This window comes from Winogradskyella sp. HB-48, from assembly GCF_049942685.1.
Taxonomy (GTDB): domain Bacteria; phylum Bacteroidota; class Bacteroidia; order Flavobacteriales; family Flavobacteriaceae; genus Winogradskyella.
The window spans coordinates 2,310,598-2,334,692 of the sequence record NZ_CP187934.1; the positions used below are offsets into that span (position 1 = coordinate 2,310,598).

General features: G+C 32.8%; 19 protein-coding genes. 12 read left to right on the forward strand and 7 right to left on the reverse strand.

The window, feature by feature from the left end; all coding sequences use genetic code 11:
- Nucleotide 1 precedes the first annotated feature (1 nt).
- From ACPX19_RS10410 to ACPX19_RS10435, 6 genes are all read right to left on the reverse strand, one after another.
- The gene (locus ACPX19_RS10410; RefSeq protein WP_426429941.1) at nucleotides 2-4,714 is read right to left on the reverse strand and encodes a M14 family zinc carboxypeptidase; all 4,713 of its coding nucleotides are present in this window, start codon (nucleotides 4,712-4,714) and stop codon (nucleotides 2-4) included.
- A gap of 287 nt (nucleotides 4,715-5,001) precedes the next feature.
- Entirely contained in the window at nucleotides 5,002-5,883 is an 882-nt protein-coding gene (locus tag ACPX19_RS10415; RefSeq protein WP_426429942.1) for a hypothetical protein, read from the reverse strand.
- 5 nt (nucleotides 5,884-5,888) lie between these two features.
- On the reverse strand, nucleotides 5,889-6,920 hold the full coding sequence (locus tag ACPX19_RS10420; RefSeq protein ID WP_426429943.1) for an MBOAT family O-acyltransferase: 1,032 nt from the start codon (nucleotides 6,918-6,920) through the stop codon (nucleotides 5,889-5,891).
- Nucleotides 6,921-7,804: 884 nt separating this feature from the next.
- The gene (locus tag ACPX19_RS10425; protein ID WP_426429944.1) at nucleotides 7,805-8,542 is read right to left on the reverse strand and encodes an SOS response-associated peptidase; all 738 of its coding nucleotides are present in this window, start codon (nucleotides 8,540-8,542) and stop codon (nucleotides 7,805-7,807) included.
- Between the two features lie 19 nt (nucleotides 8,543-8,561).
- Nucleotides 8,562-11,558 carry a DNA polymerase III subunit alpha gene (locus ACPX19_RS10430; protein ID WP_426429945.1) on the reverse strand — a complete coding sequence of 999 codons (2,997 nt, stop codon included), beginning with the start codon at nucleotides 11,556-11,558 and terminating at the stop codon, nucleotides 8,562-8,564.
- Nucleotides 11,558-12,772, reverse strand: a complete 1,215-nt coding sequence (locus ACPX19_RS10435; RefSeq protein WP_426429946.1) for a DNA polymerase Y family protein — start codon at nucleotides 12,770-12,772, stop codon at nucleotides 11,558-11,560. Before ACPX19_RS10435 ends, ACPX19_RS10430 begins: the two co-directional genes overlap by 1 nt.
- 52 nt (nucleotides 12,773-12,824) lie before the next feature.
- Between ACPX19_RS10435 and ACPX19_RS10440 the strand changes: the two genes are divergently transcribed.
- Nucleotides 12,825-13,598, forward strand: coding sequence for an XRE family transcriptional regulator (locus ACPX19_RS10440; protein ID WP_426429947.1), 774 nt, complete (start codon nucleotides 12,825-12,827; stop codon nucleotides 13,596-13,598).
- A 72-nt stretch (nucleotides 13,599-13,670) separates the two neighbouring features.
- On the opposite strand, the gene ACPX19_RS10445 is transcribed toward ACPX19_RS10440, so the two are convergent.
- Nucleotides 13,671-14,360, reverse strand: a complete 690-nt coding sequence (locus ACPX19_RS10445; RefSeq protein WP_426429948.1) for a hypothetical protein — start codon at nucleotides 14,358-14,360, stop codon at nucleotides 13,671-13,673.
- Nucleotides 14,361-14,770: 410 nt separating this feature from the next.
- Here ACPX19_RS10445 and ACPX19_RS10450 point away from each other — a divergent pair, with 410 nt between their 5' ends.
- From ACPX19_RS10450 to ACPX19_RS10500, 11 genes are all read left to right on the forward strand, one after another.
- Nucleotides 14,771-14,896, forward strand: coding sequence for a hypothetical protein (locus tag ACPX19_RS10450; protein WP_426429949.1), 126 nt, complete (start codon nucleotides 14,771-14,773; stop codon nucleotides 14,894-14,896).
- A 26-nt stretch (nucleotides 14,897-14,922) separates the two neighbouring features.
- Nucleotides 14,923-16,569 carry a tetratricopeptide repeat-containing sensor histidine kinase gene (locus ACPX19_RS10455; protein WP_426429950.1) on the forward strand — a complete coding sequence of 549 codons (1,647 nt, stop codon included), beginning with the start codon at nucleotides 14,923-14,925 and terminating at the stop codon, nucleotides 16,567-16,569.
- Nucleotides 16,569-17,237, forward strand: coding sequence for a DNA-binding response regulator (locus tag ACPX19_RS10460; protein WP_426429951.1), 669 nt, complete (start codon nucleotides 16,569-16,571; stop codon nucleotides 17,235-17,237). Before ACPX19_RS10455 ends, ACPX19_RS10460 begins: the two co-directional genes overlap by 1 nt.
- A gap of 73 nt (nucleotides 17,238-17,310) precedes the next feature.
- Nucleotides 17,311-17,703: a hypothetical protein gene (locus ACPX19_RS10465; RefSeq protein WP_426429952.1), complete on the forward strand. Its 393-nt coding sequence runs from the start codon at nucleotides 17,311-17,313 to the stop codon at nucleotides 17,701-17,703.
- Between the two features lie 2 nt (nucleotides 17,704-17,705).
- The gene (locus ACPX19_RS10470; RefSeq protein ID WP_426429953.1) at nucleotides 17,706-18,968 is read left to right on the forward strand and encodes an ABC transporter permease; all 1,263 of its coding nucleotides are present in this window, start codon (nucleotides 17,706-17,708) and stop codon (nucleotides 18,966-18,968) included.
- Between the two features lie 2 nt (nucleotides 18,969-18,970).
- Entirely contained in the window at nucleotides 18,971-19,888 is a 918-nt protein-coding gene (locus ACPX19_RS10475) for a hypothetical protein (RefSeq protein WP_426429954.1), read from the forward strand.
- A gap of 46 nt (nucleotides 19,889-19,934) precedes the next feature.
- Nucleotides 19,935-20,423: a thermonuclease family protein gene (locus tag ACPX19_RS10480; RefSeq protein WP_426429955.1), complete on the forward strand. Its 489-nt coding sequence runs from the start codon at nucleotides 19,935-19,937 to the stop codon at nucleotides 20,421-20,423.
- On the forward strand, nucleotides 20,420-20,797 hold the full coding sequence (locus ACPX19_RS10485; RefSeq protein ID WP_426429956.1) for a hypothetical protein: 378 nt from the start codon (nucleotides 20,420-20,422) through the stop codon (nucleotides 20,795-20,797). Before ACPX19_RS10480 ends, ACPX19_RS10485 begins: the two co-directional genes overlap by 4 nt.
- 18 nt (nucleotides 20,798-20,815) lie before the next feature.
- Nucleotides 20,816-21,112: a DUF413 domain-containing protein gene (gene maoP, locus ACPX19_RS10490; protein ID WP_426432454.1), complete on the forward strand. Its 297-nt coding sequence runs from the start codon at nucleotides 20,816-20,818 to the stop codon at nucleotides 21,110-21,112.
- A gap of 103 nt (nucleotides 21,113-21,215) precedes the next feature.
- Nucleotides 21,216-21,569, forward strand: coding sequence for a hypothetical protein (locus ACPX19_RS10495; protein ID WP_426429957.1), 354 nt, complete (start codon nucleotides 21,216-21,218; stop codon nucleotides 21,567-21,569).
- 157 nt (nucleotides 21,570-21,726) lie between these two features.
- The gene (locus ACPX19_RS10500) at nucleotides 21,727-24,087 is read left to right on the forward strand and encodes a hypothetical protein (protein WP_426429958.1); all 2,361 of its coding nucleotides are present in this window, start codon (nucleotides 21,727-21,729) and stop codon (nucleotides 24,085-24,087) included.
- Nucleotides 24,088-24,095: the final 8 nt, after the last annotated feature.

Genomic DNA, 24,095 nt, shown 5'->3' on the forward strand with positions numbered 1-24,095 from the left:
ATTACCTTATTATTACTTTTCTGGAAATACTTGAGATTTCATCAGAAATCTTTACCAAATAAACACCAGAGCTAAAGTTCATTGTGCTTATAGTATTAATAGAATTTCTGTTATTTAACTCATTTGTTAACATTTGCCTTCCTTGTATGTCAAATATGGTCACTTGTACATTTGATGTCAATATGCCCTTGATAATAATTTGATCATTATCATTATCGCTATAAATTTGCAATACTTCTAAGTTAGATTCATTAGTTGATAAAGTTTGTGTATTAAACCTTAAATAAAATCTTCCTATATCAGAAATATTTGACGAAGGAGTAAATGTATAGTCTGAGGTATTTAAGAGCGTAAATGTATTAGTTACTACATCCTCAAGATATAAGTTAGCATTAATATTAGAATTAGTTAAGCTAATAGTTACTTGTTCTCCTTGATTTGCGTTTACACCTAATGGAATAATGGCATTGTTGTCAACATCATTAAAGCTAATAGCTTGTATGGCCATATCGTTTCCTATATTATCATTAACTAGTTCAGAATAGATGGCAAAATCTGATGGTGCTCCATCAAAATGACTTGCGTCATAACCGACATCAAGACCTAAAGATGCATTATTTATAAAATACAGATCGGTACTAAAACTTTTATTTGCAGAGTTCAATACTATAGTTCCAAATTCAGGGGTATTATCATTTCTACCTGCAATGAAATCATCAGAGTTTCCTGAAGTTTGCATAGAAGGTGCAAATGCAACAGTACCACCACCATCTTTTGAAGATACAAAGAAACCTTGTCCAGGAGTAATAAGTGTATTAGGATTAGCAATTGAGTAAGCAAAATTCAATATTGTCCAGTTACTACCATTAGAATTATCTGCATCATAGCCATAAATTGCAGCAGTTGAAGCATCAAATTGAGATATGTTAGCAGTTAAAAAATCATCTAACCTTATGTAAGAAGGATAAGGATTTCCAATTAAGTTCCATATTTCATAAGCTGAACCTGTTTTTTGTATAGGGACATTTAGAGTACCAGTTGTTGGTGATCCTGTAAACGTAAATGTACCATTGTCCGTAGATGCTGCTCTATATCCTTTGCCAGCATCTAGAGTACTAACTTCTGTATCAGAGTAAATTAAATAATCACTTGTAATTTTATCAAATGGTCCAAATAAGAATAATGTTTCCCCTGGATTAGCAAAGATGTTTGAATTGTTGTTTTTGAAATCTATAAAACTCTCTCCGCTAAACGGTGGTGCAACCAAATCATTTCCATTTGTATTTATATTTACATGACGGTTATATTTTAAATTATCAGAAGCACTTCCACTTAAAAGAAGACTTGAAAATTCGTTTGAGTCAGAATTCATTACAAATTCTCCGTTATTACTAATGTTGCCATTAACTGTTATAGTGTTCTCTTTACTTACATTTAACGTTGCACCTGATGCTACGGTAACGTTATTCAAAGCAATATCTGAGGATGTGCTGAATACGCCATCAAGAATTGTAGCATTTTCTGTACCTGTTAAATCTGTTGGTGCATTTGGATACCAAGTAGAATTTGTATACAAGAGACCTTCATATATATATAAATCATAATCTTCCACCTCACCATATTGAAAAGTAGCGCAAGGATCATTTTGGATTGTTCCTGCTGTATTAAAATAAGTAAGCATTACTCTCATTCTAGTGTTTCCTACACTGGCTGCTACTGGTACTGAGAAGGTACCACTTACAGGCGTTGTTTGGCTTGCTCCACTTTCAAATACTTTTTCATTTGTATCATTAAAATCACCATCTCTGTTAAAGTCGATCCAAACAGATACCGCTTCATTAAATTGTGTGCCAGTCCATGTTTTAGTGATAGATAAGCTATTTCCTGTACTTCCTGCTTGTATAGGCTCAAAAATGTAAGAGCCTGTAAAGTCTGAATAACCTGAAGCTGTAGTGCTTGAGGTATTATTTAAGATACCATTTAATGTAACACCACCTATATATTCATCTGCTATAGTTGAACCTGATGCGTTACAGTAAGTTAGATCCGTAGTTGTAAAACTTACAGATGACGAGAAGTCTGAAGTAGATGAAGTACATTTACTTCTTACCTGTACTTCATAATCCGTTAGAGGATTTAAGCCAGTAAGAGAATAGTTGGATGTAGCCAGATCATTAATTTCTACCCAACTAGGTGCGCCAACCTCACGATATCTTAAATCATATGTTGCAGATGGAATATTGTCCCATGTAATATTGGTACTAGAGGCCGTGATTGATGTTGCCGATAAATTGGTTGGTACAGTAGTTTGACAAGGGATTGAAATCCCTAAGATTTTGAAGTCATCAAAAAAGAATCCTTCACCGTTTGCTGAGTAGTTTTCGAATACATTTCCAGAATCCGAACGCATTCTAAATCTAAACCGTACACTAGGTGCTTCAAAAATTGCACTATTTTCTGAACTATTAATCACTACTTCTTCCATAACCCAATTATCCATGCGATCACCATCATAAATATGACCAGAACTATTATTGCCCTGGAAAGCTTCGTCTGTTGCACTCTTTGCATTATGATCGTTAGTAGACGATGATGACTTCGGTTTTGAGTATTTACCGTTTAAGGTAACCCATGTAGTTCCGTTTGTTGATGCTTGAAATTCTACCAAGTCAAAATTACGCTCTACATCCCATTTTGAGTAGAATTGAATTAAAACTTCAGAAGAACCAGATAAATCGTAAGTACCAGAAGTAGTTAATGTTTTGGTTGTGTTATTGGCATAAGGAACGGCATTACCAGTTCTTAGTGCATTAGAACCTGAATAGGCATCAGCAGAAGAATTGCTCCAGCCAGAGTTTGACCAACCAGTTAGTCCATTAGTATCGGCATTGTGGAAAAATATAACCGATGGTTGGTAATATTTTTCCAAATTCGCTTCATAAAAAATACCTTCGTCATTGGACAACTGAATTTTATATTCAATCTTATCATTTGGTTGAATGCTTGGGTCTAACGTCATTGATGCTGATACATTGCGTTGCTCTAAAACTGCCATACCAGTTTGTGTGGATGGCGAAACGATATTTGTTATGTTAGATGAAACAGGTGTTACTGTGAGCGTAAAATTACTTGCAGTTTGTCCAACTCTCTCAATGGCAAAATCTAGATTAGCAGAGGTACTATTGATATCGCTTTGAGTTAAATCGTGAAACTTGGCATATTTGCCACCATAATAAGCTCCCATTAATGAAATACGAATAGAGCGCTTTGCTATTGGCACTATGCTACTTGGTGGTGGCCAAAAGCCCTCACCGCCATGTTCTGGTGTGGTAGCTAAAATATTTTGACCAGAACCTGTAGAACCATTAGCATCAGCACTACCGCCAACCATCCAATCGTCTGCAATACCATTTGCTGGTGTAAATATGGTAGCACCAGAAACATATCTATTATACTTAGTCATATCCTCGTGCCATCTGTGCATTTCATCTTCCCTGCCAGAAACAAAAGAAGGATTTCCTCCATAAGGATGTGGGATTGAGTTGGCAAATGTATGATTCCATATAGCTGTTTTAAAGTTTCTGCTTAATATGAAGTCTACCATGATTTGTGTTTCAGGCTCCGATGCAGCACTTGGGCCTCGATAAGAATCGCTAGAGGAATTACTTGAAGAACCAGTACCTGCAGTTCCCCAAAAATAATTGAAGTTTCTATTAAGGTCAACACCTCTGTTTGCAGATGAGTTAGTAGTACCACCTGCACCAGGTCTTAAATTTTTACGTTGCATTCCGCCACCGGAAGCGCTCAGGTGCTGATTCCAACGCAAACCGTCGGGATTTACCACAGGAACAAAATACAATTCATTATTGTCCACTAAGTTTTTAACAGCAGTATCAGTATTGTAATTCTCAATGAGATACCACATAAAATAGATATTGTTCATCAATGCACTGACCTCGCGAGAGTGTATCATTGAAGTAAATAGCATCTGTGGTTTGGTTCCTTCAGGTGTTGAAGATTCGTTACCTGTAATTCTTACATAGTATATTGTATTAGGATTCCAACGTGTAGTACCTATACCAGAATAGGTAAGGCCATTATTTGTGATTGTGCTAGATGGATTTCCCCAAGTCGTCTGCCCTGTAGATGAGGCATCTTGCTTTACTGAGACGATATTTAATCCATTATTTACGGAGTATGTTCTCATGTCATCCAACTCAGCTTCCATTTCACTAAGCGTTAAGCAGCCACCCATAGAACCTAAGTTAAATTCCGTTGGAGCTGTCCAGTCTTTTTCATTAAGCTCACCATATTGTAAATAGCTTTCAATTAAGGTTTCTGAAACAGAACCTCTCTTTGCTATTTGCAAGTTATTCTGAGATAAGTTTAGTGTCTTCTCAAGTTCTAATTGCCTTTTTGCATTTGGTAAGTCGTTTTCGGCTCTTACTCTTTGAAATGTTTCTAAATCATCTATCTCAACAGTATAAGGAACTCCAAGTTGTTGAAGTAAGGCCTTATCGTAAGCAGAAACATCTAGCGTTAGGCTATTTGGGTCGTGGTTAACACCACATCTTAGGTCTATCCCTTCTTCAGCCAAGAGGTTTAATGTCTCTTGTGAGGGATTTAAAATTTTGATTCTTGAATGGTTTTCTTGCGAAAAAGAATTTTGCAATATTAAAATGAATATTGCAGCCAAGTAGGTAATTTTTCTCATTATTTGGGGGTTTAATGAATTTTATTAGGTGGCTAATATATCATTTTATTCCAAAAAAATCCATAAAACGCAAAAAAAATCGATGAAATACATTTTTTGTATCAAAGCACAACAGAAAATAATTGAATTTACATATCAAATTTGTTTTTTGATTAGAGAATAAACTTATACTAATTTTAAAACAGATTAATCTTAGAGAAGTATACAAAAATCTCAAATAATCATTAGCTTAAAAATACAAAGTTCATTAATAGCAAAATTCGATGTAGAAAATATAAGCAATAAGGTTATATTTTCATTTTTGTGGCATTGTATAAATTTGTTGTAAATACATTTGCTCCATTATAATTTAAATGACCGCAGTTGAAAAATAGGTTGTCGTCATATCCTTTGGATAAATCGATTAGATAAGGAATTTTACGTTTTAATTTCTCGATATAATTTTTATGCTTTGCCTTGTTGCAATAAGGTGATGTAAAAAGTACCAATTGAACTTTGTTTTTTTTGCAGATGTCAATTATATCTTCGAGGATATTATTTTCTGTTTTTATGGTTTCAGGTAAGCTATGTTCGTTAATAGGATTTTTATTTCCGAATATTGGCGAAAAACCAATATTGGGGTCAATTCTTGGTTTTTTATTGAAAGCTGACAAAAGCACTTCTCTAAATCCAATTTTAGGATCGTTTATAGCGTATCTGTAAAATGGAATATATTTTAAATTCTTGTAATTATCAAAATACTCCTTAACGTGATGGTTTATAATTTCATTGGTATTTAAAAAAGGCATAGCTTCTGATGTTACTATATTTGATGGCCCTTCATGTTGAAAATTAGAATCGATTTGTAAAAAAACGTTGGGGATATTATTGTTTGCTATAAGAAGTTTTAGTTGAAGTAAATTATCATTTAACTCAGCCCCTTCAACACCTAGGTTGATTGTTTTTTTATTAGATAAACTATCAAATAATTTGGTGTTAATATGATTTGCAACTCTTGATGATCCTAAAAAAACGATATCATAACTTTCGTTCTTTGTTTTTAATATATATTGTAACTTATTTCTTGGATTTGCATTTATATACGCTTGTGTATATACTAAATCTAACAAATAGAGTAATGCTATAACTAAAATTAAAATTGAAATTATCTTTTTAAGAAATGGTCTCATTATAATTAAAATTGAAAATAAATGAAATCAGTAACATTTGAATAAATACCAAGTGTGATTAGTCCTATTAAAGTTAGTACTAGTTTAAAGTTTAGCCATTTCCCAAAAAAAGGATGCTCATTCTCTCTAGAGCTCCACTCTACAATGATAAAAATAATGAGCAATATCATTAATTCTATAGTATATCTTTCTATTGACAAATATTGTAAACCGTTTTCAAAATTGAAAGAGAAGAGTTTCTTAATGTAATTAATTGCAATATAAACCGTTTCTGCCCTAAAAAAAATCCAACCTATTACCACCAAAGAAAAAGTTGATATCATTGAAATCAATTCACGAATACTTGGAAATAGTTTTCCTTCAGATACTATGTCTAAATTATTACGATTTCTATTTGTTAAGAATAAAGGGGCAAAATAAAAGGCGTTTAAAGCTCCCCATATTATAAAAGTCCAATTGGCACCATGCCAAAGTCCACTAACAAGAAAAATGATAAGTATATTTCTAAAGCTCAAAAGTTTTGAGACCCTACTGCCTCCTAAAGGTATATACAAATAATCTCTAAACCATGTAGATAATGATATATGCCATCTTCTCCAGAATTCTGCAATGTCCCTAGAAAAGTAAGGAAAAGCAAAATTTCGTTTCAAATCAATTCCGAACAGTTTAGCAGTACCAATGGCAATATCAGAATATCCACTAAAGTCACCATAAATTTGAAAAGCAAAATAAATAGCACCAATTAATAGACTAAGTGAGTTCATGGTCTCATATTCCGAAAAAATATCATTTACATATACTGCACACGAATCGGCGATGACAATTTTTTTGAATAGTCCCCAAAGTATCAAATAGATTCCGTCAATAGCTTTAGTATTATCAAAATGCCTTTTCTTATAAAATTGTGGTAACAAGTTACTTGCTCTTTCAATAGGTCCAGCAACTAATTGAGGAAAGAAACTCACAAACGAAGCAAAAGCAATGAAATCTTTTGTAGGTTGAAGCTTTCTTCTATAAACATCGATTGTATAACTCATTGTTTGAAACGTGTAAAAGCTAATACCTACAGGTAGAATTATGTTTAAAGAGATGCCATTTATCTCAAAGCCGAGAAATGAAAATGCAGTAACTATATTATCCAGAAAAAAATTATAGTATTTAAAGCAACCGAGAAAACCGAGATTAATTATAATGCTTATCCATAGTAATAGCATTCTTTTTTGTTTCTTTTCTTCTTTTGATAGTAAAAGGCCGACAGTGTAGTCTAAAATAGTACTAAATAAAATTAATGAAAGAAACCTCCAATCCCACCAACCATAAAAGGTATAACTTGCTGCAACAATTAAAAAATTCTGAAGTTTGAGATTTTTGTTTGTTAGAAACCAATAAAGGTAAAACACTATAGGTAAAAATATAGCAAAGTCAATAGAGTTGAAAAGCATTTTCCTTATTTAATTCTTTAGTCTTTGACCTTAGCAATATTTTTAGGTATAAAGAACAATGTTTTTTACATGGTTTATTTATGTAAAAATCCATTAGGATTTTTGATTTGAATCAAAGATAACAAAGTTGTGATTTCATGCTTCTATAAGTTGACGAAAAATTCAAACAATAGGAAAAAATAGAATTTGTTATTTTCTTAGTAAGAATGAGAGTGTAAATGATTTGAAATTACTTTAATTAAAAACGGTTTAGCGTGAACTAAACCGTTGATTTGTTGTAATTTAAAAATTTGTAGCGAGGACGAGATTTGAACTCGTGACCTCTGGGTTATGAATTAAACCAGGTTGTTTTATTCACCTGATAATCAATAATATATAATTTATAAATTTTTAAATTGTGTTCAAAATCGTGTTCGGTTTGTGTTCACAAATTAATAATGATAAATGTAGTAAATAACTAAGTGAATCAGGTAAAAAAATTAAAATAGATGAGAAAGTTCTGTGTATTCAATTTTATTTACAATCGATTCAATATTACTATCGACCTTAGGACTGAACAAATCCTTGCTTACCGAAAAAGTCTCTAATTCGTCTTCTGGAAAATTATATTTTATAACATCTTCAATGTCCGATTCTTTTAAATCTATTGACAACCAATTATGGGTCAAATCTTTGTCCAAGATTAAAGGCTGTCTATTCTTCTTGTTATGGATTTTAGCGAACAGCGGAGATGCTTCTTTGGTTAATATGGTAAACGTAATATATGTTTCAATAACAGTGTAAAGCCCTGCCAATGCCAATGGTTTGTCAGCTTTGTCCTTAAAGTAGAATGGGTATTTTTTGCCTTTGTGGTCATGCGGTTCAAAAAAACCTGAAACTGGTATTATACAGCGGTTTTCCATTATGGCATCTTTGTAGATGAAATGATCAAAAACCTTTTCTGAACGTGCATTTAGACCACCGCCATAGCGCACAGCTTCTTTATGGTAATTTTTTATCTCATCTTTAGTTTTGTAGTTTGGTACTATTCCCCAAATTCCAGGTGCTAAAACATCAGAACGTTCTTGAGGTATAACCAACATATTAGGGTGTGAAAATCCGTTATGGTGATAGGTAGGTTTATCAAAATAGGATTCCATTGAAGGGTCAACCAAATTGACCTTAAAATGTTGTTCTAATTTTTTGACCTTGTGAGTAGTGCTGGTATGAAAACACATCTTCTATTTTTTATTAAAATTAAGAAATCCTATCGATAGTTGCAGGAATGTGGCTTGTAGTATTTCGAGGATCAGGTATAATTGTCATTTTTTTACTGGATACCACAACCATGCTATAAAAACCAAATCGATCCTTAATTGTACCGTAGCACGCATAAACCCCTAGACCGTTAATAGAGTATTTATCAACGACATCACTAAAATGTACCGCATCAAAATAATCACCAGAACTATCAATAAACGTACTAAGTCGCATCAGTTTACCTTGAGATGTTTTATTGAATCTTGTGGTAACAAGACTACCGTAAATTAGAACATTCTTGCCAACGAAATCTTTCATTGAACTTGCCAAAATACCACCATGCATTTTTTCGTTGACCAAATTAAAATAGTTGCATAAAGGAAAGCCCAGAAGTTCCATTTCATCATAGGCATCTTCGACCCAATTGGTTTTAAGTTTGGGTAGGTTAAATTGTCTATGTTGGATTTTAAAAAGCTGTGCCTGTTTGCTTTTCGTTCCCCTCGCATTGAGTTTAAAAATGGCGTGCCATAACAATTCGGTTTTGTGCTTATTTGTAAACCTAAAGGCATTGATACGAATAAGTATTGTCAATTGCTCAATACTTATAGCGACACGATCTATAAAATCATCTAGGGATTTATAGTTTCCGTATAACTGCCTTTCACTTATGATTCTTTGTATGGTAAAAGATTCCAAATTTTTAAGATAACCAAAACCTAAGTAAATAGAAGTGCCTATTAATCTATTTGGATGGTCACTTGTATTAATACAAGGCAAACAAATTTTAGCTCCTTGTTTTTTTGCTTCGTGCAAATAATGCTCGGTACTGTAAAAACCACCACCATTGTTCAATACAGCGGTCATAAACTCTAATGGGTAATAACATTTCAAAAACATACTTTGATAACTTTCTACCGCATAAGATGCCGAATGTCCTTTAGCAAAAGCATAACCTGCAAAACTTTTGATTTGATTCCAAACCTCAAAAATAAGGTTATCATCAAACCCTTTATTTCTACAGTTGGAAATGAACTTTTGCTCCACTTCCAAAAACTCTTTTCTTGACCGATATTTACCGCTCATTCCACGTCGTAAGATATCGGCTTCGCCAAGTCTGAGATCTGCAAATTGATTGGCGACTTTTAGCACATCTTCTTGATACACCATTACACCATAAGTCTCTGGCATAATCTGCATCAATATAGGATGAGCATCCTTTCGTTTTTCAGGATTGCGATGGCGTCTTATGTATTCATCCTTCATACCTGAACCAGATACACCTGGTCGAATGATAGAGCTTGCAGCTACCAAACCCAAATAATCCTCGGTTTGAAGTTGTTGCATCAAACCTCTCATGGCAGGGGATTCAACATAATATGCCCCTATTGCGCCACCGGTTTTTAAGAGTTGATTGATGTTTTTATCACCTTTAAACGCTTCAACGTTGGTTATATCAACATCACCAGCTTCAGGTCTATTGGTCTTAATGATGTCCAGAGCATCCTTTATTTTAGCTAAACCACGTTGTCCCAAGATGTCGAACTTGAATATACCCACATCCTCAGCAATAATCATGTCGAACTGAACCGTTGGAAATCCCTTGGGCGGTAAATCCGTAGCAGAATAGTAGTGTACTGGCTTTTCCAATATTATTATGCCTGCGGAATGTACACTAATGTAATTTGGAAATCCATCTATTAATTTACCGTACCGTAAAACCAGCTTTGATAGGTCATCCAAATTAGAATATGAATAACTGCCTTTACTTAACTTATCGATCTCTTCTTTTGGCAGTCCGAAAACCTTTCCCAATTCCCTAACAACCGCACGATATTTAAAGGTGTTATAAGTAGCCATTAAGGCGGTGTTATTAAACCGCTTAAAAATGTAAGCTGTTACATCATCCCTATCTTTCCAAGAAAAATCGATGTCAAAGTCAGGAGGGGAAGCCCTAAAGGGATTTATGAAACGCTCAAAATACAAATCAAGCTCAATAGGATCAACATCGGTAATACCGATGATGTAGGCAACGATACTATTAGCACCACTACCACGACCTACATGAAAATAACCTTTACTTTTGGCGTAACAAACAATATCATAATTGATCAAAAAGAACGACACAAAATCCAATGCTTTAATGGTATTCAGTTCGGTTTTTAACCGTTCCAAGACTTGTGGTGTTGGGTTTGAATAGCGTTTGTTCAGGTTGTCGTAACATAAACGCTCCAATAAGGCATAATCATTATCAAAGGAATCTGTGTACAATCGTAAATTTTGGGATGTTCTGTTGTTGCCAAACGAAAAATCAATCGAGCAACTATCTAGTAAACGTCTTGTATTATTGAGAATAAATGTAAAATCCCTAAATACATCTTCCAATGTTTCTTTAGGATACATTTTATCCGTTTGCAAACACTCTTCCGATTTATCCAATTTGCTCAATAAGCAATTTTTGTCAATGGCACGTAGCAAACGGTGGGCATTAAAGTCTCGTTTATTTCTAATCGTTACCTGTTGTTGTACAACCAGTTTTTCCCTAAAGGAGAGCACTCTCGAAAAACGTAATTTCCTCAGTTCTTCAACTGAAACGCCTATAAATTCATTCTCCTTAAAAACCGTTTTTTCTAGTTCTAAAACTTTTTCAAAAGGATAGACCACGTAACAGTTTTCAAGTGAAAAACTCGGTACTTCTGGCAGTTTTAAACCCTTTTCGGAATGGTAGGACAAATACTGGTTCAATTCCCTAAATCCTTCATTATTTTTGGCTATGCCCACATACAGTTGGTCGTTACCATTTCTAAAGTCAATACCAATTACTGGTTTTATATTAAATTCCTTGGATTTTCTGATGAAGTTGAGACATGCCGAAGTGTTGTTAATGTCGGTCAAAGCTAAAACGTCCACATTGTTTTCCTTGGCAAGTTCCAATAACTCAATTTCAGAAAACGTGCCATAGCGAAGGGAATAATATGTATGACAATTCAAATACATTACTGTTTGCGATGTGCCAATAAAATAGGTGGTTCACCACTAAAGGGATTTTGAAAACGTCCTATGGTTTTTGCGCCCATTGATGAAGCCCTCATAATGCTTAACTCTCCATAACGCATCCGTACTTTATCCATGGCATTGTAAAGACTAATCATCTCTTCGGTATCGTCAAACAGATTAATTTGATAATGGCCACTTACGATGTCACTAATCTTTACACCCACCAAACGGATGAGTAAACGTCTTTGGTACAGCTTTTCAAACAATTCCAATACTCTAGGGATAATGATATGATCCGCACTTGAGTAAGGAATTTTGATCTGTTTACTGTAAGTGTTGAAATCAGAGTACCTGATCTTGACGCTGATCGTTCCTGCCAATTTATTTCCTCTTCTTAGTTGAAAGGCTAAATTTTCAGCCATTGCAAAAATTGTGGTCTTCAACACATGAATATCAATTGTATCTCTATCGAAAGTACGTTCGGTAGAAATTGATTTTCGTTCGTGAAACGGTACAAGTGGAGGGTTATCTATGCCCTGTGCACGTTTCCAAATGGTTTTACCGTTGATACCCAAGGCACTAACCATCATTTCTAGAGGCATTTCCTGTACCACTTTTACCGTATCCACACCAAGATTCCGCAATATTTGATACGTTTTTGTGCCTACGGATGGAATTTTTATTATGGATAATGGTGCTAGGAAATCCTTTTCAAAACCATTATCTATTTTCAATTGGTTATTGGGCTTTGCTTCACCAGTAGCCACCTTGGACACTATTTTGTTTGAAGACAAACCGAATGAAATAGGCAATCCAGATTCCTTAATGATTCGTTTTCGCAATTCGGAAGCATACTTATAGCAACCGTAAAATTTATCCATACCAGAAAGGTCAGCATAAAACTCATCGACACTTGCTTTTTCAAACACAGGAACACTCTCTTTGATAATCTCTGTTACCAAATGCGAGTATTTGGTGTAGATTGAAGAGTTGCCACGAATAACAATAGCTTCAGGACATAATCTTCTAGCAACTTTCATGGACATACCAGAATGGACTCCAAAAGGACGAGTTTCGTAACTACAGGCAGCTACAACACCTCTGTCTCCAGTACCACCGACCAATAGAGGTCTGTTCTCCAAGCGTCTGTCAATTAGACGTTCGCAAGAGACAAAAAAAGTATCTAAATCCAGATGCAATATGTTTTTATCCATATCACAAAATTAGCTACATATATAAGTAATTATTGCTTATATTTGTAGTATTATGAAAATTGTAGCAAAAAACATTCGACATTTAAGAAATCTCAAAGGATTAACCCAAGAGACATTGGCGGAACACCTAAACGTCTCAAGATCTAGGATAGGATCGTATGAAGAGGGAAGGTCTGCACCAACCATTGAATTTCTTATACAGCTTTCAGACTTTTTCAAGTTACCCATAGACATTTTATTGAGAAATGACTTAACAAAATCTAAGGACGCATCATTCATTGAGATAGGTAATCAGCGAGTTCTGTTTCCGATAACTGTGGATACAGACAATGAGGATTTGATTGAAATTGTTCCTGCCAAGGCAACAGCTGGTTATCTGAATGGCTATGACGACCCTGAATACATAGAGCAACTTCAAAAGATAAAATTACCTTTTTTACCTACAGGAAAGCATAGGGCTTTTCCAATAAAAGGGGACTCCATGTTACCAATGAAAGATGGTGCTTTTGTTGTGGGTCGGTTTATTGAGGATAGGAACGATATCAAAACAGGAAGAACCTATGTGTTGGTAACATTAAATGATGGTATGGTTTATAAGCGTGTTATGAATAACATTGATTTTAATGGCTCATTGCTGTTAATTTCTGACAATAAAACTTATAACGCCTATAGTGTACCCATTGATGAAGTTCTTGAGATTTGGGAATTTACTTGTAGCATCAACACACAGGAATATACAGAAGAGGAACTTAAAATAAGTAGTATTTTGAGTATGTTTAATGAATTGGGTGTTGAGTTGAAGGCATTGGGAAAAGTTTTGAAGTAAAATGTCTAATTAAAAAAGGAGATCCAATATTTTCGTATATATAAACTACTTTATGCAAAATAATAACGTCTTTTAATTACAGATATGTTTTTCTATCATATAATCTGTAATAGGTTTTAGGGTTTTACCTGTTTCGGGATGAAGACCTAAATCTGTAAAAAATTCATAATCTTTATTTTTATTCTTTCCATACCAAACACGCACAGTTCCATCAGGATTAAAAAAAGGGTAGTCACAATCTGGTATTATTTTTTTAAAATGATCAATACGCTCTTGTTTATATGCCTTTAATTCACCAATGTTATATTTTTCTAAGTTGAACTCAACTTCTACATAATGGTCAAGATTCCAAATCATAAATCTTGGTTCATTCTCCTTAAAAAATAGGATTGAACCTATTATTAAGCTAATAACCACAATTAGCACAATTATAAAGTATTTCTTTAGAGTCTTTGGTTGTAATGAAGTCTCTTTAACAGGATTTTTTTGCTTAAGATAGTCTTGGTAATTGTTATAGCCGAGAAATTGGCATAAAGAATTAATTATATCAATCCGAGAAATTCGTATATCCTTTTCAGGATATTCTAATGCATCTTTATAATAATTTCTCAGTGTTTTTGAATTAATTGGGGTTTTACAATCCTCATTTATAAAGGTTGCTAAAAATTCAGAAATGGCGTTGTTAGAAGGTTCGATTAAGCCTTTTTTTAATAAAGCGTCCTTACCATTTTTAAAAGCTTCTATGATCAAATCTTTTTGCATACTCCATACTTGTTTGGTGGTATTAAAATTAAATATTTATCATAGAAAAATCATGGAAAATCTCTTCCGATTACTTTCCAAAAAATTTCCAATCTTATTCCAATTACCCTCAATTTATCTTTTTTTATTTGTTACAGAATTGACAACCACCTTAGGCGTAATAAGGGTTACGAAAATCAATTTCAATAATGGATCTGTAGGGTAAAATAGTATTGCCATTCGGGAAGTAACAATTCTGTTTTGCTCTGCACTCCATACTTCCCAAAGAAGGGATCTCTCTTCAAAATTTAGTCTGTGTTGCTATGTGCTAAATGTCCGAAAGCCTCGGATAGCAACACTATTGTCAAATTTCAAAAATCATTAACAAAATGAAAAAAATATCTGTAATTCTGTTTACGGTTTTCCTCAACATGGCTTTTTTTTCGTGTAATCCAGAGAGCATAACCGATGAAGTAATTCCACAAGCTTGCTGTGGTGAAGATGGTGAGATTCCACCACCGCCACCACCACCGCCACCGACAGGTTCTGGTGATTAATAGGAAATAGTTTTTAAATTTGAGGAATGAAACAATATGGTCAATCATTCCTCTTTTTTCTATTTTTCTGTGCAAATTTCTGCTTTGCACAAAAAAGTCAGGATAGTTTGTCGCATTATAGTACAATTGCACTGCATCCAAAAGAGTCTACGGATTTAATAAATGCTTCAAAATATTTCAACAAACGATTAGAAGCTTCAAAAGATACTGAAGATTTTCATACCCAATTAAACAGTCTCTATTACATTGCCAGCATCAATTACAAAATTGGATCTTACGATGAATCTGAAAAAGCAGCAGTAGAAGCGGTTAAAATTTTAAATGAAAATCCAGAGATTAATAACGAGGAAGCCTACAGAAGAAGTTTTTATAACTTATTGGGAGTTGTATATGCCGATCAACATAATTACTCAAAATCGGTAGAGCTTTATGAACGCGTGCTAGAAGTTGCGAGTAATCCTAGAGACAGTGCTATTGTTTATAACAACATTGCTAATGTTTATAAACGGAATGATCTTATCGAAGAATCACACAAAGCCTCAATGAAGGCGTTTCGATTAACGCCAAAATTACAAGATACTTTAACAGTTGCTTTAGTCTTAAATAATCTAGGATATATAAAGACAAAAATGCAAGATTATAATTTGGGTAGGTCTTTAATATTTAAAGCATTAAATCTTAGAAATCAAGCACAAGACTCAACAGCCCAGTACAGTAGTTATTCAAACCTTGCTAGATATTATATGGCAACAGATAGCATAGATAAAGCAAAGTTTTATGCAAATAAGGCATTAGACTTTGCCAATCGTCTTAACTCTGCTTCTTACAAACAAAATGCCCTAGGTTTATTGGTCGAACTAAGTCCAGATCATTATGCCAAAGCCTATAAAGTTTTAAATGACAGTCTAATTTCGGAAGACAAAGCAAGGTCTAACAAATTTGCATTAATGCGATATGATTATTCCGAATTTGAGAGAAAAGCTTTAGAAAGTGAATTAATGCACCAACGCCAACAATCTCATACTATAATTGTTTCATTAGTTGCTGTAGGTATAACTATAATTTCAGTTTTAGGATTCTTAATTACCAGAGCAAGACACAGAAGAGAGAAATTGCAGCAACTTATAGAAACTGAATCTAGGATATCTAAACAGGTACATGATGAAGTGGCAAATAATGTCTTTGAGGTTATGACAAAATTTGAAAGTGAAACCTGCGAGCATAGTGTTTTGGCAGATGAATTACATCAGTTATACCATAAAGCAAGAGATATCTCTAATCAACATAGTTTAGTAGATACTAAGAATTCGTTTTTAGATAATCTTGAAAGCTTATTTGAAAGTTATGAGTCTAACGATGCAAATATTGTTATCAAGGGACTAGCAGATGTAAAATGGAATAACTTTTCTCATATAAAAAAGAATACAATTTATAAAGTTTTACAAGAGCTGTTGATTAATATGAAGAAGCATAGTAAAGCGTCTTTAGTATTGATACTGTTCGAAAATGATGAGAAAAAATTAAGAATAAATTACTCTGATAATGGTGAAGGAGCTAACCTTATAAAACACACAGGATTACATAGTACGGAAAACCGTATTCAATCAATTGGAGGGACTATTACTTTTGATACACAGCCACAAAAGGGATTTAAAGTAAAAATTGTGATATAATGAAGTTTAAAAGAGTTCTTATTAATGACGACCACGATGCTATTGTAGAGAATGTAGCTCAGGTTTTAAAGTCTAATGGAATAACTGCAATAGATAAAACACAATACTGTGATGAAGCCTACTTACACTTAAAAAAAGCCGAATTGGAAGGAAGTTCTTACGATTTGTTAATAACGGATTTATCATTTAAAAGTGATCATAGAAGTGTTAATCTTAGATCTGGTGAGGATTTAATAGAAAAGGTACGTGCTGAGAATTCTGAAATTGCAATAATTGTATATTCCATGAAAGATCAGCTTCAAAAAGTAAGAGGATTAGTAAAGAAACAAGGTGTTAATGGTTATGTGTGCAAAGATCGTAACGGTTCCTTAGAATTGAATGCAGCTATTAAAGTAGTTGCAAAAGGAGATTTATTTTTGTCACCACAAGTAAGTAAGGCTCTACAGCCAAAATCTAAAATGGAAATAGATGATTTTGATATTCAACTTATTAATTTACTTTCTAAAGGATTATCGCAAGAAGATATAAGTGATGATTTAAAGTCCAAAAGTATTACACCTAACAGTTTAAGTACTATTGAAAAACGTCTTAACAAATTGAAGGTTCAATTTAGGGCTAATAATACCATACATTTAGTAGCGATTACTAAAGATTTGGGATTAATTTAATCGTCTTACGGTTAACCGTAACGAAATAATTCTAAGTCATTATAAGTTTGATAATCAACCAAAATAAACTTTAATGATTACTACGGAATTAAAAAGTCACTTTCTGAGACTTTACCAAATGGCATTTTCAGATGATAACTTTGATGTTTTAGAAATGCAAATGCTATATAAGTTCGCTGAAGAAAGAGGTTTAACAAAAGAGCAACTTAACGAAATATTATTAAACCCTTCTCATCATACATCTATACCTGAAACTTTAGAGTTAAGAGTTGAATATTTATATGATTTGGCAATTATGATATGGGCTGATGAAAAAGTTACGAATGATGAATATGTCACATTGAAGAAATATTGTAAAAAGTTTGATTTTTTAGATGAAAACATCACGGAACTTGCAGATTTTCTCTTAGAATGTGCAAAAAAAGGTATGTCGAAGGAAGAATTAATAAATGAAATAAATTCATAGATATGGGTGCAATAAAAAGTCTATTTAAACTTAAAAATCCTACCAATAATAAGAATGTAGAAAACAATGATAGTGAGGATAGGGAACAAATCAGAATTACATATTATCAAAGTGGTTATGGTGCATCTTCAAAAGCTTTTGGTGATCCATTGACGTTTAGAACAGGGCTACATAATCTTTACAATAGTTTTGAGGATCAATGCAGAAAACAATCTAATGAACAACAAAAATTAAAACAGCCCTTTGTTGAACAACAAGAAAAGAAAAGAACAGAGTTGAAGAAGCGAGAAACTATAATAAATATTTCTGAGGAGCAAAAAGAAATAATAGAGAATGATATAAAAGATAAAAGGTTTGAAATTGTAAATGTAAAGCAGAACCCGGAGGAGTATGGTATAGATGCTGATAAAAAGCCAAAGGCTCAATTTTATATTGGCTTAGGTCTATTGCTTCCTATAACTATTTATTTGTTTGTTTTTTATATTTCTGCATCTTATTCTGCATTTTTTAAGGATTTTGAATCAGGAAGTTTAACAGCTGCAATATTTGATGCCAATGCTTTAAGCAAAGCCATATCTGATGGTTGGTTAGAAGGTGTTTTTGTTGGAACTATTCCTTTCGTTTTTATGGGATTGGGATACTTGGTACATATGTTTCAAAAATCTAAGGAAAAAAGAGGTATTTTGAAGCTCGCGGCATTATTTGTTTTAACCTTCTTATTTGATGTTATACTTGCTTATTTAATTGAAAAGAAAATTTTTGAGTTTGATAAGGTATTAGGAGATGAGTTCTCACCTCAAATCGCACTACAAAGTGTCAATTTTTGGGGAATCATTTTTGCTGGATTTGTTGTTTATTTAATATGGGGCTTAGTTTTTGATTTTGTTATGAAAGAGCACGAAAATGTTGATAAAATAAAAGGATTTATAAGAAATAAAAAGGAGGAAATTAAGAATCTTACCCATAGAAAAAATAATCTTACTGAAAAAATAAATAGTGTAAAACAAGAGATAACAGGAATAAAGGGTGAAATATCTGAATTGCAGTCTAAAATTGATGGATTCATTTTTCCTATAAAAGAGTATTTGCATTACCACTATCAATATAAGGAAGGATGGTACCAGGCCATTAATGCTGAATTAGCTCTTCCCAACAAAGAAAAAATGGCGTTACGAAATAGTTGTGAAGAGGTCTCGAAAGAACATTTAGACGAATTGAAACTAGACGAATTAGAAGGCCAAAATTTAATTTTTACGAATAGCTAGTTATGAAATCCACAAATATAATTTTAACCACCTTTATCATATTATTTCTATTTTCTTGTAAATCAAATGATGAAAAAGAAAAAAATAATAAGCAAAGAGGAAATGAATATCAATCAAATAGAGCGATTTCAAATGAAAATTTAAATATTAGTTTGCTTTTGGACTTGTCTGATAGAATAAGCCCTGATTTACACCCGAATCCTTCGATGCAAATTTATGAAAGGGATATCAATTATATAAAGTCTGTTTCAAATGCTTTTTTAACTCATTTAAGGTCAAAAAAAGTAAGACAGATGAATGATAAAATTCAACTTTATTTTGAGCCCGAACCATCTAACCAAAATATTAACCGAATTTCAGAGCAACTTAAATTTGAGGTAACTAGACAAAATGCATCTTTAGATAAATTGGAAAAAATCAATCAAATGTATGAGTCTATTCCTAAGGAAATTTATAATCTAGCAATTAAAGACAACAACTACGTTGGTTCAGATACATGGTCTTTTATCAAAGAAAAAGTTGATGACTATTGTATTGATGAAGATTATAGAAACATATTAGTGATTTTATCAGATGGGTATATTTATCACGAAGAGGGAAAAATCAAGAAAAATAATATGTCCACTTATATAACAACTAAATATTTTGACCAACAAGGCTTAAAAGGTAGCAATTGGGAGGATAAGTACAACAATCAAAAATATGGACTAATTCAAGCACATGGTGATTTGTCCAATCTTGAAATTTTAGTTTTAGGTATTAATCCTAATACATCAGGGAATCCATATGAGTTAGATATTATTAGAAAGTTTTGGACTGATTGGTTTGATAAAATGAATGTAGCTAGATATGAAATTAAAACAGCTGATTTACCATCGAATCTCGATAATATAATTCAAAACTTTATATTAAATATTTAATATTTCTTTTGTAATTAATTAAATTACTCGTCCCAAGTGATTCATTATGAAATTAAAAAAAATACTTATCACATTAGCTATACTGATAGGTTTTGTAATAAATGCTCAACAAGTAATCACTGGCAAAGTAGTAGCCATAACAGACGGTGACACTTTTAAACTCCTAACTCAAGACTCTACACTAATAAGGGTAAGAGTTGCCAATATAGACTGTCCAGAACGCAAACAACCATTTTCAAAAAGAGCGAAACAATTCACATCAGATGCCATCTTTGAAAAGCAGGTTGAATTAAAAGTGATTAAAAAAGATCGTTACGGAAGGTCTATTGCTTATGTATTCTACGATGATAAAAATTTAAGCAGAGAACTGCTCAAAGCTGGTTTGGCTTGGCATTTTATAAAATATTCAGATGATGAGACTTTGCAACCTTTGGAAGATAAAGCTAAAAAAGAGAAAGTAGGTCTTTGGGTAGACCCAAAAGCAATAGCTCCGTGGGAATGGAGAAATTCAAAAAAGAAAAAGAAAAAAGGGTGAAAACAATAAGAGCAATTTGCGTTATTCTATTTTTGGTTTCTTCCTTTTCTGTATTTAGCCAAACTGTTTATACCACAAAATCAGGCGAAAAATACCACAAAAAGAATTGTCATTATCTAAAATATTCTAAAAAGGCAATTAGTTTAGATAGAGCAAAACAGTTGGGTTATACTGCGTGCAAGGTTTGTAAGCCTACAGCAACAAATACCAAATCGAAGAAAACTACAAATGGGAATTCGTTATCGGGTTCTACTAAATCCTATACTTCAAAACCCAAGAAAATAGAAGCGACTCAATGCACTGGCAAGACTAAATCAGGCAAACGCTGCAAACGCAAGACAAAAAATGCTAATGGTCGTTGTTATCAGCATTAATTCTTTTGCTCATTACGCATTTTTACCCAAGAAGAAATAGAATTATTAAAACAGTTCGGTCACTGGTTTGAAGGATTAGCTAATGTCGATCTAGTACCGTTCATCGAAGTTCAAAAGGCTTTTGTGAGGGTATTCACCGAAAACACGAGACCTCAAACCAAACATGAGATATTATGGTTTAAATATTTAGGACGGTTAAAGCTAGAACAAGAGAATCTTGAAAAGTTTAAGCTAGATTATAGTTTTAAAGAACAAGGATTTCATACTAGGGCAGATTATTACAAATTACTTCCAGACCGACGTAATAGATATTAATTAACTGTTTTTATCAATCATGGATTCTATTATGGGATTCCGTAATAAAGATTAACCTATTTGTGATAACTTTAGAGTATTAATCAAATAACATTTTTAAACAATGAGATTAATTGCAGTACTATTATTTGGATGTTTTTCCTTAATAAATGTGAATGCACAATCATGTAGTGAGTTACTCGAACTTGTAAAATCAAAAAGTTATGGTGTGACTTATTACAGCTATGATAGTGAAGCAATCTCCCAAGTAACTTTTTACGAGGTCAGCGAGAATTATGAAACATATTATTTTGCAGTTGTTCGTTTTACAAGTTCGTATAAACAATATATTTATCAAGTCGGTTCAAATACGAAATTCAATTACAGTCTAAACTATATGGACAGCGCTGGTAAAGCTTTTTGGAATTATATACATCCATATAATGATGTTTTAGGTTGTGCGCCTAATTTTGACTAGTTTTTTTGAAATTTATTTAAAACATTATGGGAAGTATTATTTTGACTAGTGGTTACATTTTTTATCTTTATTACCCCTTAAAAACTTATTCTTAGTTTAATAAATCATTGCAAATTTTTGTGATGATTTTGCTATTAATTATAAAACCAATCAATCAATGAAATTAAGATTTCTGTATCTATGCTTCGGCTTATTTTTGTGTACAGTTCAAGCTCAAAAACTATCTTTAAACGACTTGGAAAACATTTGTCAGAAAAAAAACTGGGAAAGTGTTAACCAATTTTTGATGAATAAAGGATGGGAATATTATGAGTCTTCAAAAGGCGATTCTGAAAATTATCATACCATCACTTGGTCTTACGACAAATCTTATGACGATAAAGCATCTGCATGGTTCTATCTTTACACATACGAGGGTTTTCCTAATAAGATAAGATATTCCGTTTTTAACAAACCATCATATACGGCAATTCAGAAGTCTTTAAATGTAAATGGTTATAAACTTAAGGACAGCGAAATAAAAGATGATGAGTTAATTTCAAACTACACCAATCAAAAGTTTATGCTAACCATTTCAACAGAGAAAAGGGAGAAAGACAGTTACTCTAGCTTTGATGAAAGCGTCACAGCTTATGGTTTTATGCTTATCAAAAAATCAAGTGTATACGATCCTAGTAATGGTTTAAAGAAGCTATACTTTGATAATAGCCAACAAGTTGAAATTATCTACAATGTTAAGGATGGTAAATTTGAAGGCGATTATAAAGGGTATTATAAAAACGGAAACTTACGTATTGAGGGTATTTATAAAAATGACCAAAAACAAGGAGTATGGAAAGAGTATGACGAGAATGGAAATAAATTATATGTCTATAACATTAATAATGGTGAACTTGATGGTGAATCAAAAGAATATCAGCCTGATGGAAAAATAAAAAAGACTAAGGTTTTTAAAAAGGGAATATTACAAGGAGAAACCATAGATTTTTTTTACGATGAAGATTCAGGTAGCTTAAAGGCCAAATTAATTAAAAATTATTCAGAAGGAAAATTAGATGGTGAGACCAAATTAATTTATTTCGATGAAGACCAGAACCAGCGAGTACTCTCAAAAGTGATGTTTAAAAATGACCAAAAAAATGGTTTTGCACAAGAAATTTCAGAAGATACCTTAATTATAGCCAACTATATTAATGATAAGCTTCATGGTAATTACAGACTTTATAGAGATCTAAAAAAGTTGATAGTTGGTAGTGTTATAGAAACCGATACCACAAAACTATATCTTACTGATAGTGGGCAGTACCAAAACGGTCTTAAAACAGGCTATTGGAAACATTTCGAGCTCGCTGGTGGTTTAAGCGAAGGAAATTATAGTAAAGATTTAAAAACAGGGCCTTGGAAATTCCATTATTCAAGAATGAGTAGTAACGATAAAGAAGAACCATATTCACAAGAGCTTTATCTTGTAGAGAATTACGGCAATGGTATGCGTAATGGTTTATCTGAGCGATTCTCGCAGATCAGTTATCAAACTTATAAGTGTGATAAACTTGATGAAAATAATAAAACTAAGGATTCTTGTAAAAGACGTATTTATAATAAAATACACCTCTTAGCAAATTATAAAAATGATAAATTACACGGGTTATATACTCTTAAAGATAGCCTGGGGAATTTACGTTTTAAAGGAAATTATAATTACGGAAAAGAGCAGGGAGAATGGATTGAGAGTTATACCATAGAAACAGAAGAAGACCCAATATACGTCTATAAAAAAGGAAACTACCAAAGCGGAGCTAAAGATGGTAAATGGATAGAGTATCTTAATGATGAGCATATCCTGGTAGAAAGTAATTACAAATACAATCTTCTCAATGGGTTGTTCACCAGATATAATCTTGACGGCATAAAACAAGAAGAAAAGCTATTTAAAAGTAATGAACTTAAAGAACTCAGAGTTTATGATGCACAAGGGGAAAACATAGAAAAAGTCTATAAAATATTATCAGAGACCCGTGATGCTTTCAAAGTACGTTTTATTCAGTATTTGAATGAAGAGGGAAGACTTGAAGCGGATTACTTAATATCTAAACCAACGGCAGAAGTCCCTCATTACGATTTCAGAGAGTTGTTTCATAACGAAATGAAAGGGTCTAGTAAAAGCTACCAAGATGGTCTTTTTTTGTTGGCCAATGCAGATGGCAATATTGTATTTAAAGGTAATATCTATAAATCCACCATGACCGGTACTTGGGAACATAACTACCCAAATCAAAATGTCAAGATTATTACTAAATATGTAGATTATAGCAATAAGCCCAATGAAGAAACGTACTACACATTAGATACTAACCAACTATTTGATGGTGAGTTTATCTTTACAGATGCAGATACTGGTAACTATGAAGAGCGTCGTATTAGGGATGGCTTACGCAATGGTACTACTACCTACTACAACAAAGCAGGTGATAAGCTCAAAAAAGAAAAATATAAAGACGGAATTTTAAAAGACTAACTAAATAT

What these genes read in the sequence shown, in the direction of transcription:
- ACPX19_RS10415 (WP_426429942.1), bottom strand. Translation starts at nt 5,883, where the DNA reads ATGAGACCATTTCTTAAAAAGATAATTTCAATTTTAATTTTAGTTATA.
- ACPX19_RS10435 (WP_426429946.1), bottom strand. Translation starts at nt 12,772, where the DNA reads ATGGATAAAAACATATTGCATCTGGATTTAGATACTTTTTTTGTCTCT.
- ACPX19_RS10470 (WP_426429953.1), top strand. Translation starts at nt 17,706, where the DNA reads ATGGGTGCAATAAAAAGTCTATTTAAACTTAAAAATCCTACCAATAAT.
- ACPX19_RS10430 (WP_426429945.1), bottom strand. Translation starts at nt 11,558, where the DNA reads ATGTATTTGAATTGTCATACATATTATTCCCTTCGCTATGGCACGTTT.
- ACPX19_RS10420 (WP_426429943.1), bottom strand. Translation starts at nt 6,920, where the DNA reads ATGAGTTATACAATCGATGTTTATAGAAGAAAGCTTCAACCTACAAAA.
- ACPX19_RS10495 (WP_426429957.1), top strand. Translation starts at nt 21,216, where the DNA reads ATGAGATTAATTGCAGTACTATTATTTGGATGTTTTTCCTTAATAAAT.
- ACPX19_RS10440 (WP_426429947.1), top strand. Translation starts at nt 12,825, where the DNA reads ATGAAAATTGTAGCAAAAAACATTCGACATTTAAGAAATCTCAAAGGA.
- ACPX19_RS10455 (WP_426429950.1), top strand. Translation starts at nt 14,923, where the DNA reads ATGAAACAATATGGTCAATCATTCCTCTTTTTTCTATTTTTCTGTGCA.
- ACPX19_RS10410 (WP_426429941.1), bottom strand. Translation starts at nt 4,714, where the DNA reads ATGAGAAAAATTACCTACTTGGCTGCAATATTCATTTTAATATTGCAA.
- ACPX19_RS10500 (WP_426429958.1), top strand. Translation starts at nt 21,727, where the DNA reads ATGAAATTAAGATTTCTGTATCTATGCTTCGGCTTATTTTTGTGTACA.
- ACPX19_RS10425 (WP_426429944.1), bottom strand. Translation starts at nt 8,542, where the DNA reads ATGTGTTTTCATACCAGCACTACTCACAAGGTCAAAAAATTAGAACAA.
- ACPX19_RS10450 (WP_426429949.1), top strand. Translation starts at nt 14,771, where the DNA reads ATGGCTTTTTTTTCGTGTAATCCAGAGAGCATAACCGATGAAGTAATT.
- ACPX19_RS10475 (WP_426429954.1), top strand. Translation starts at nt 18,971, where the DNA reads ATGAAATCCACAAATATAATTTTAACCACCTTTATCATATTATTTCTA.
- ACPX19_RS10465 (WP_426429952.1), top strand. Translation starts at nt 17,311, where the DNA reads ATGATTACTACGGAATTAAAAAGTCACTTTCTGAGACTTTACCAAATG.
- ACPX19_RS10445 (WP_426429948.1), bottom strand. Translation starts at nt 14,360, where the DNA reads ATGCAAAAAGATTTGATCATAGAAGCTTTTAAAAATGGTAAGGACGCT.
- ACPX19_RS10460 (WP_426429951.1), top strand. Translation starts at nt 16,569, where the DNA reads ATGAAGTTTAAAAGAGTTCTTATTAATGACGACCACGATGCTATTGTA.
- ACPX19_RS10480 (WP_426429955.1), top strand. Translation starts at nt 19,935, where the DNA reads ATGAAATTAAAAAAAATACTTATCACATTAGCTATACTGATAGGTTTT.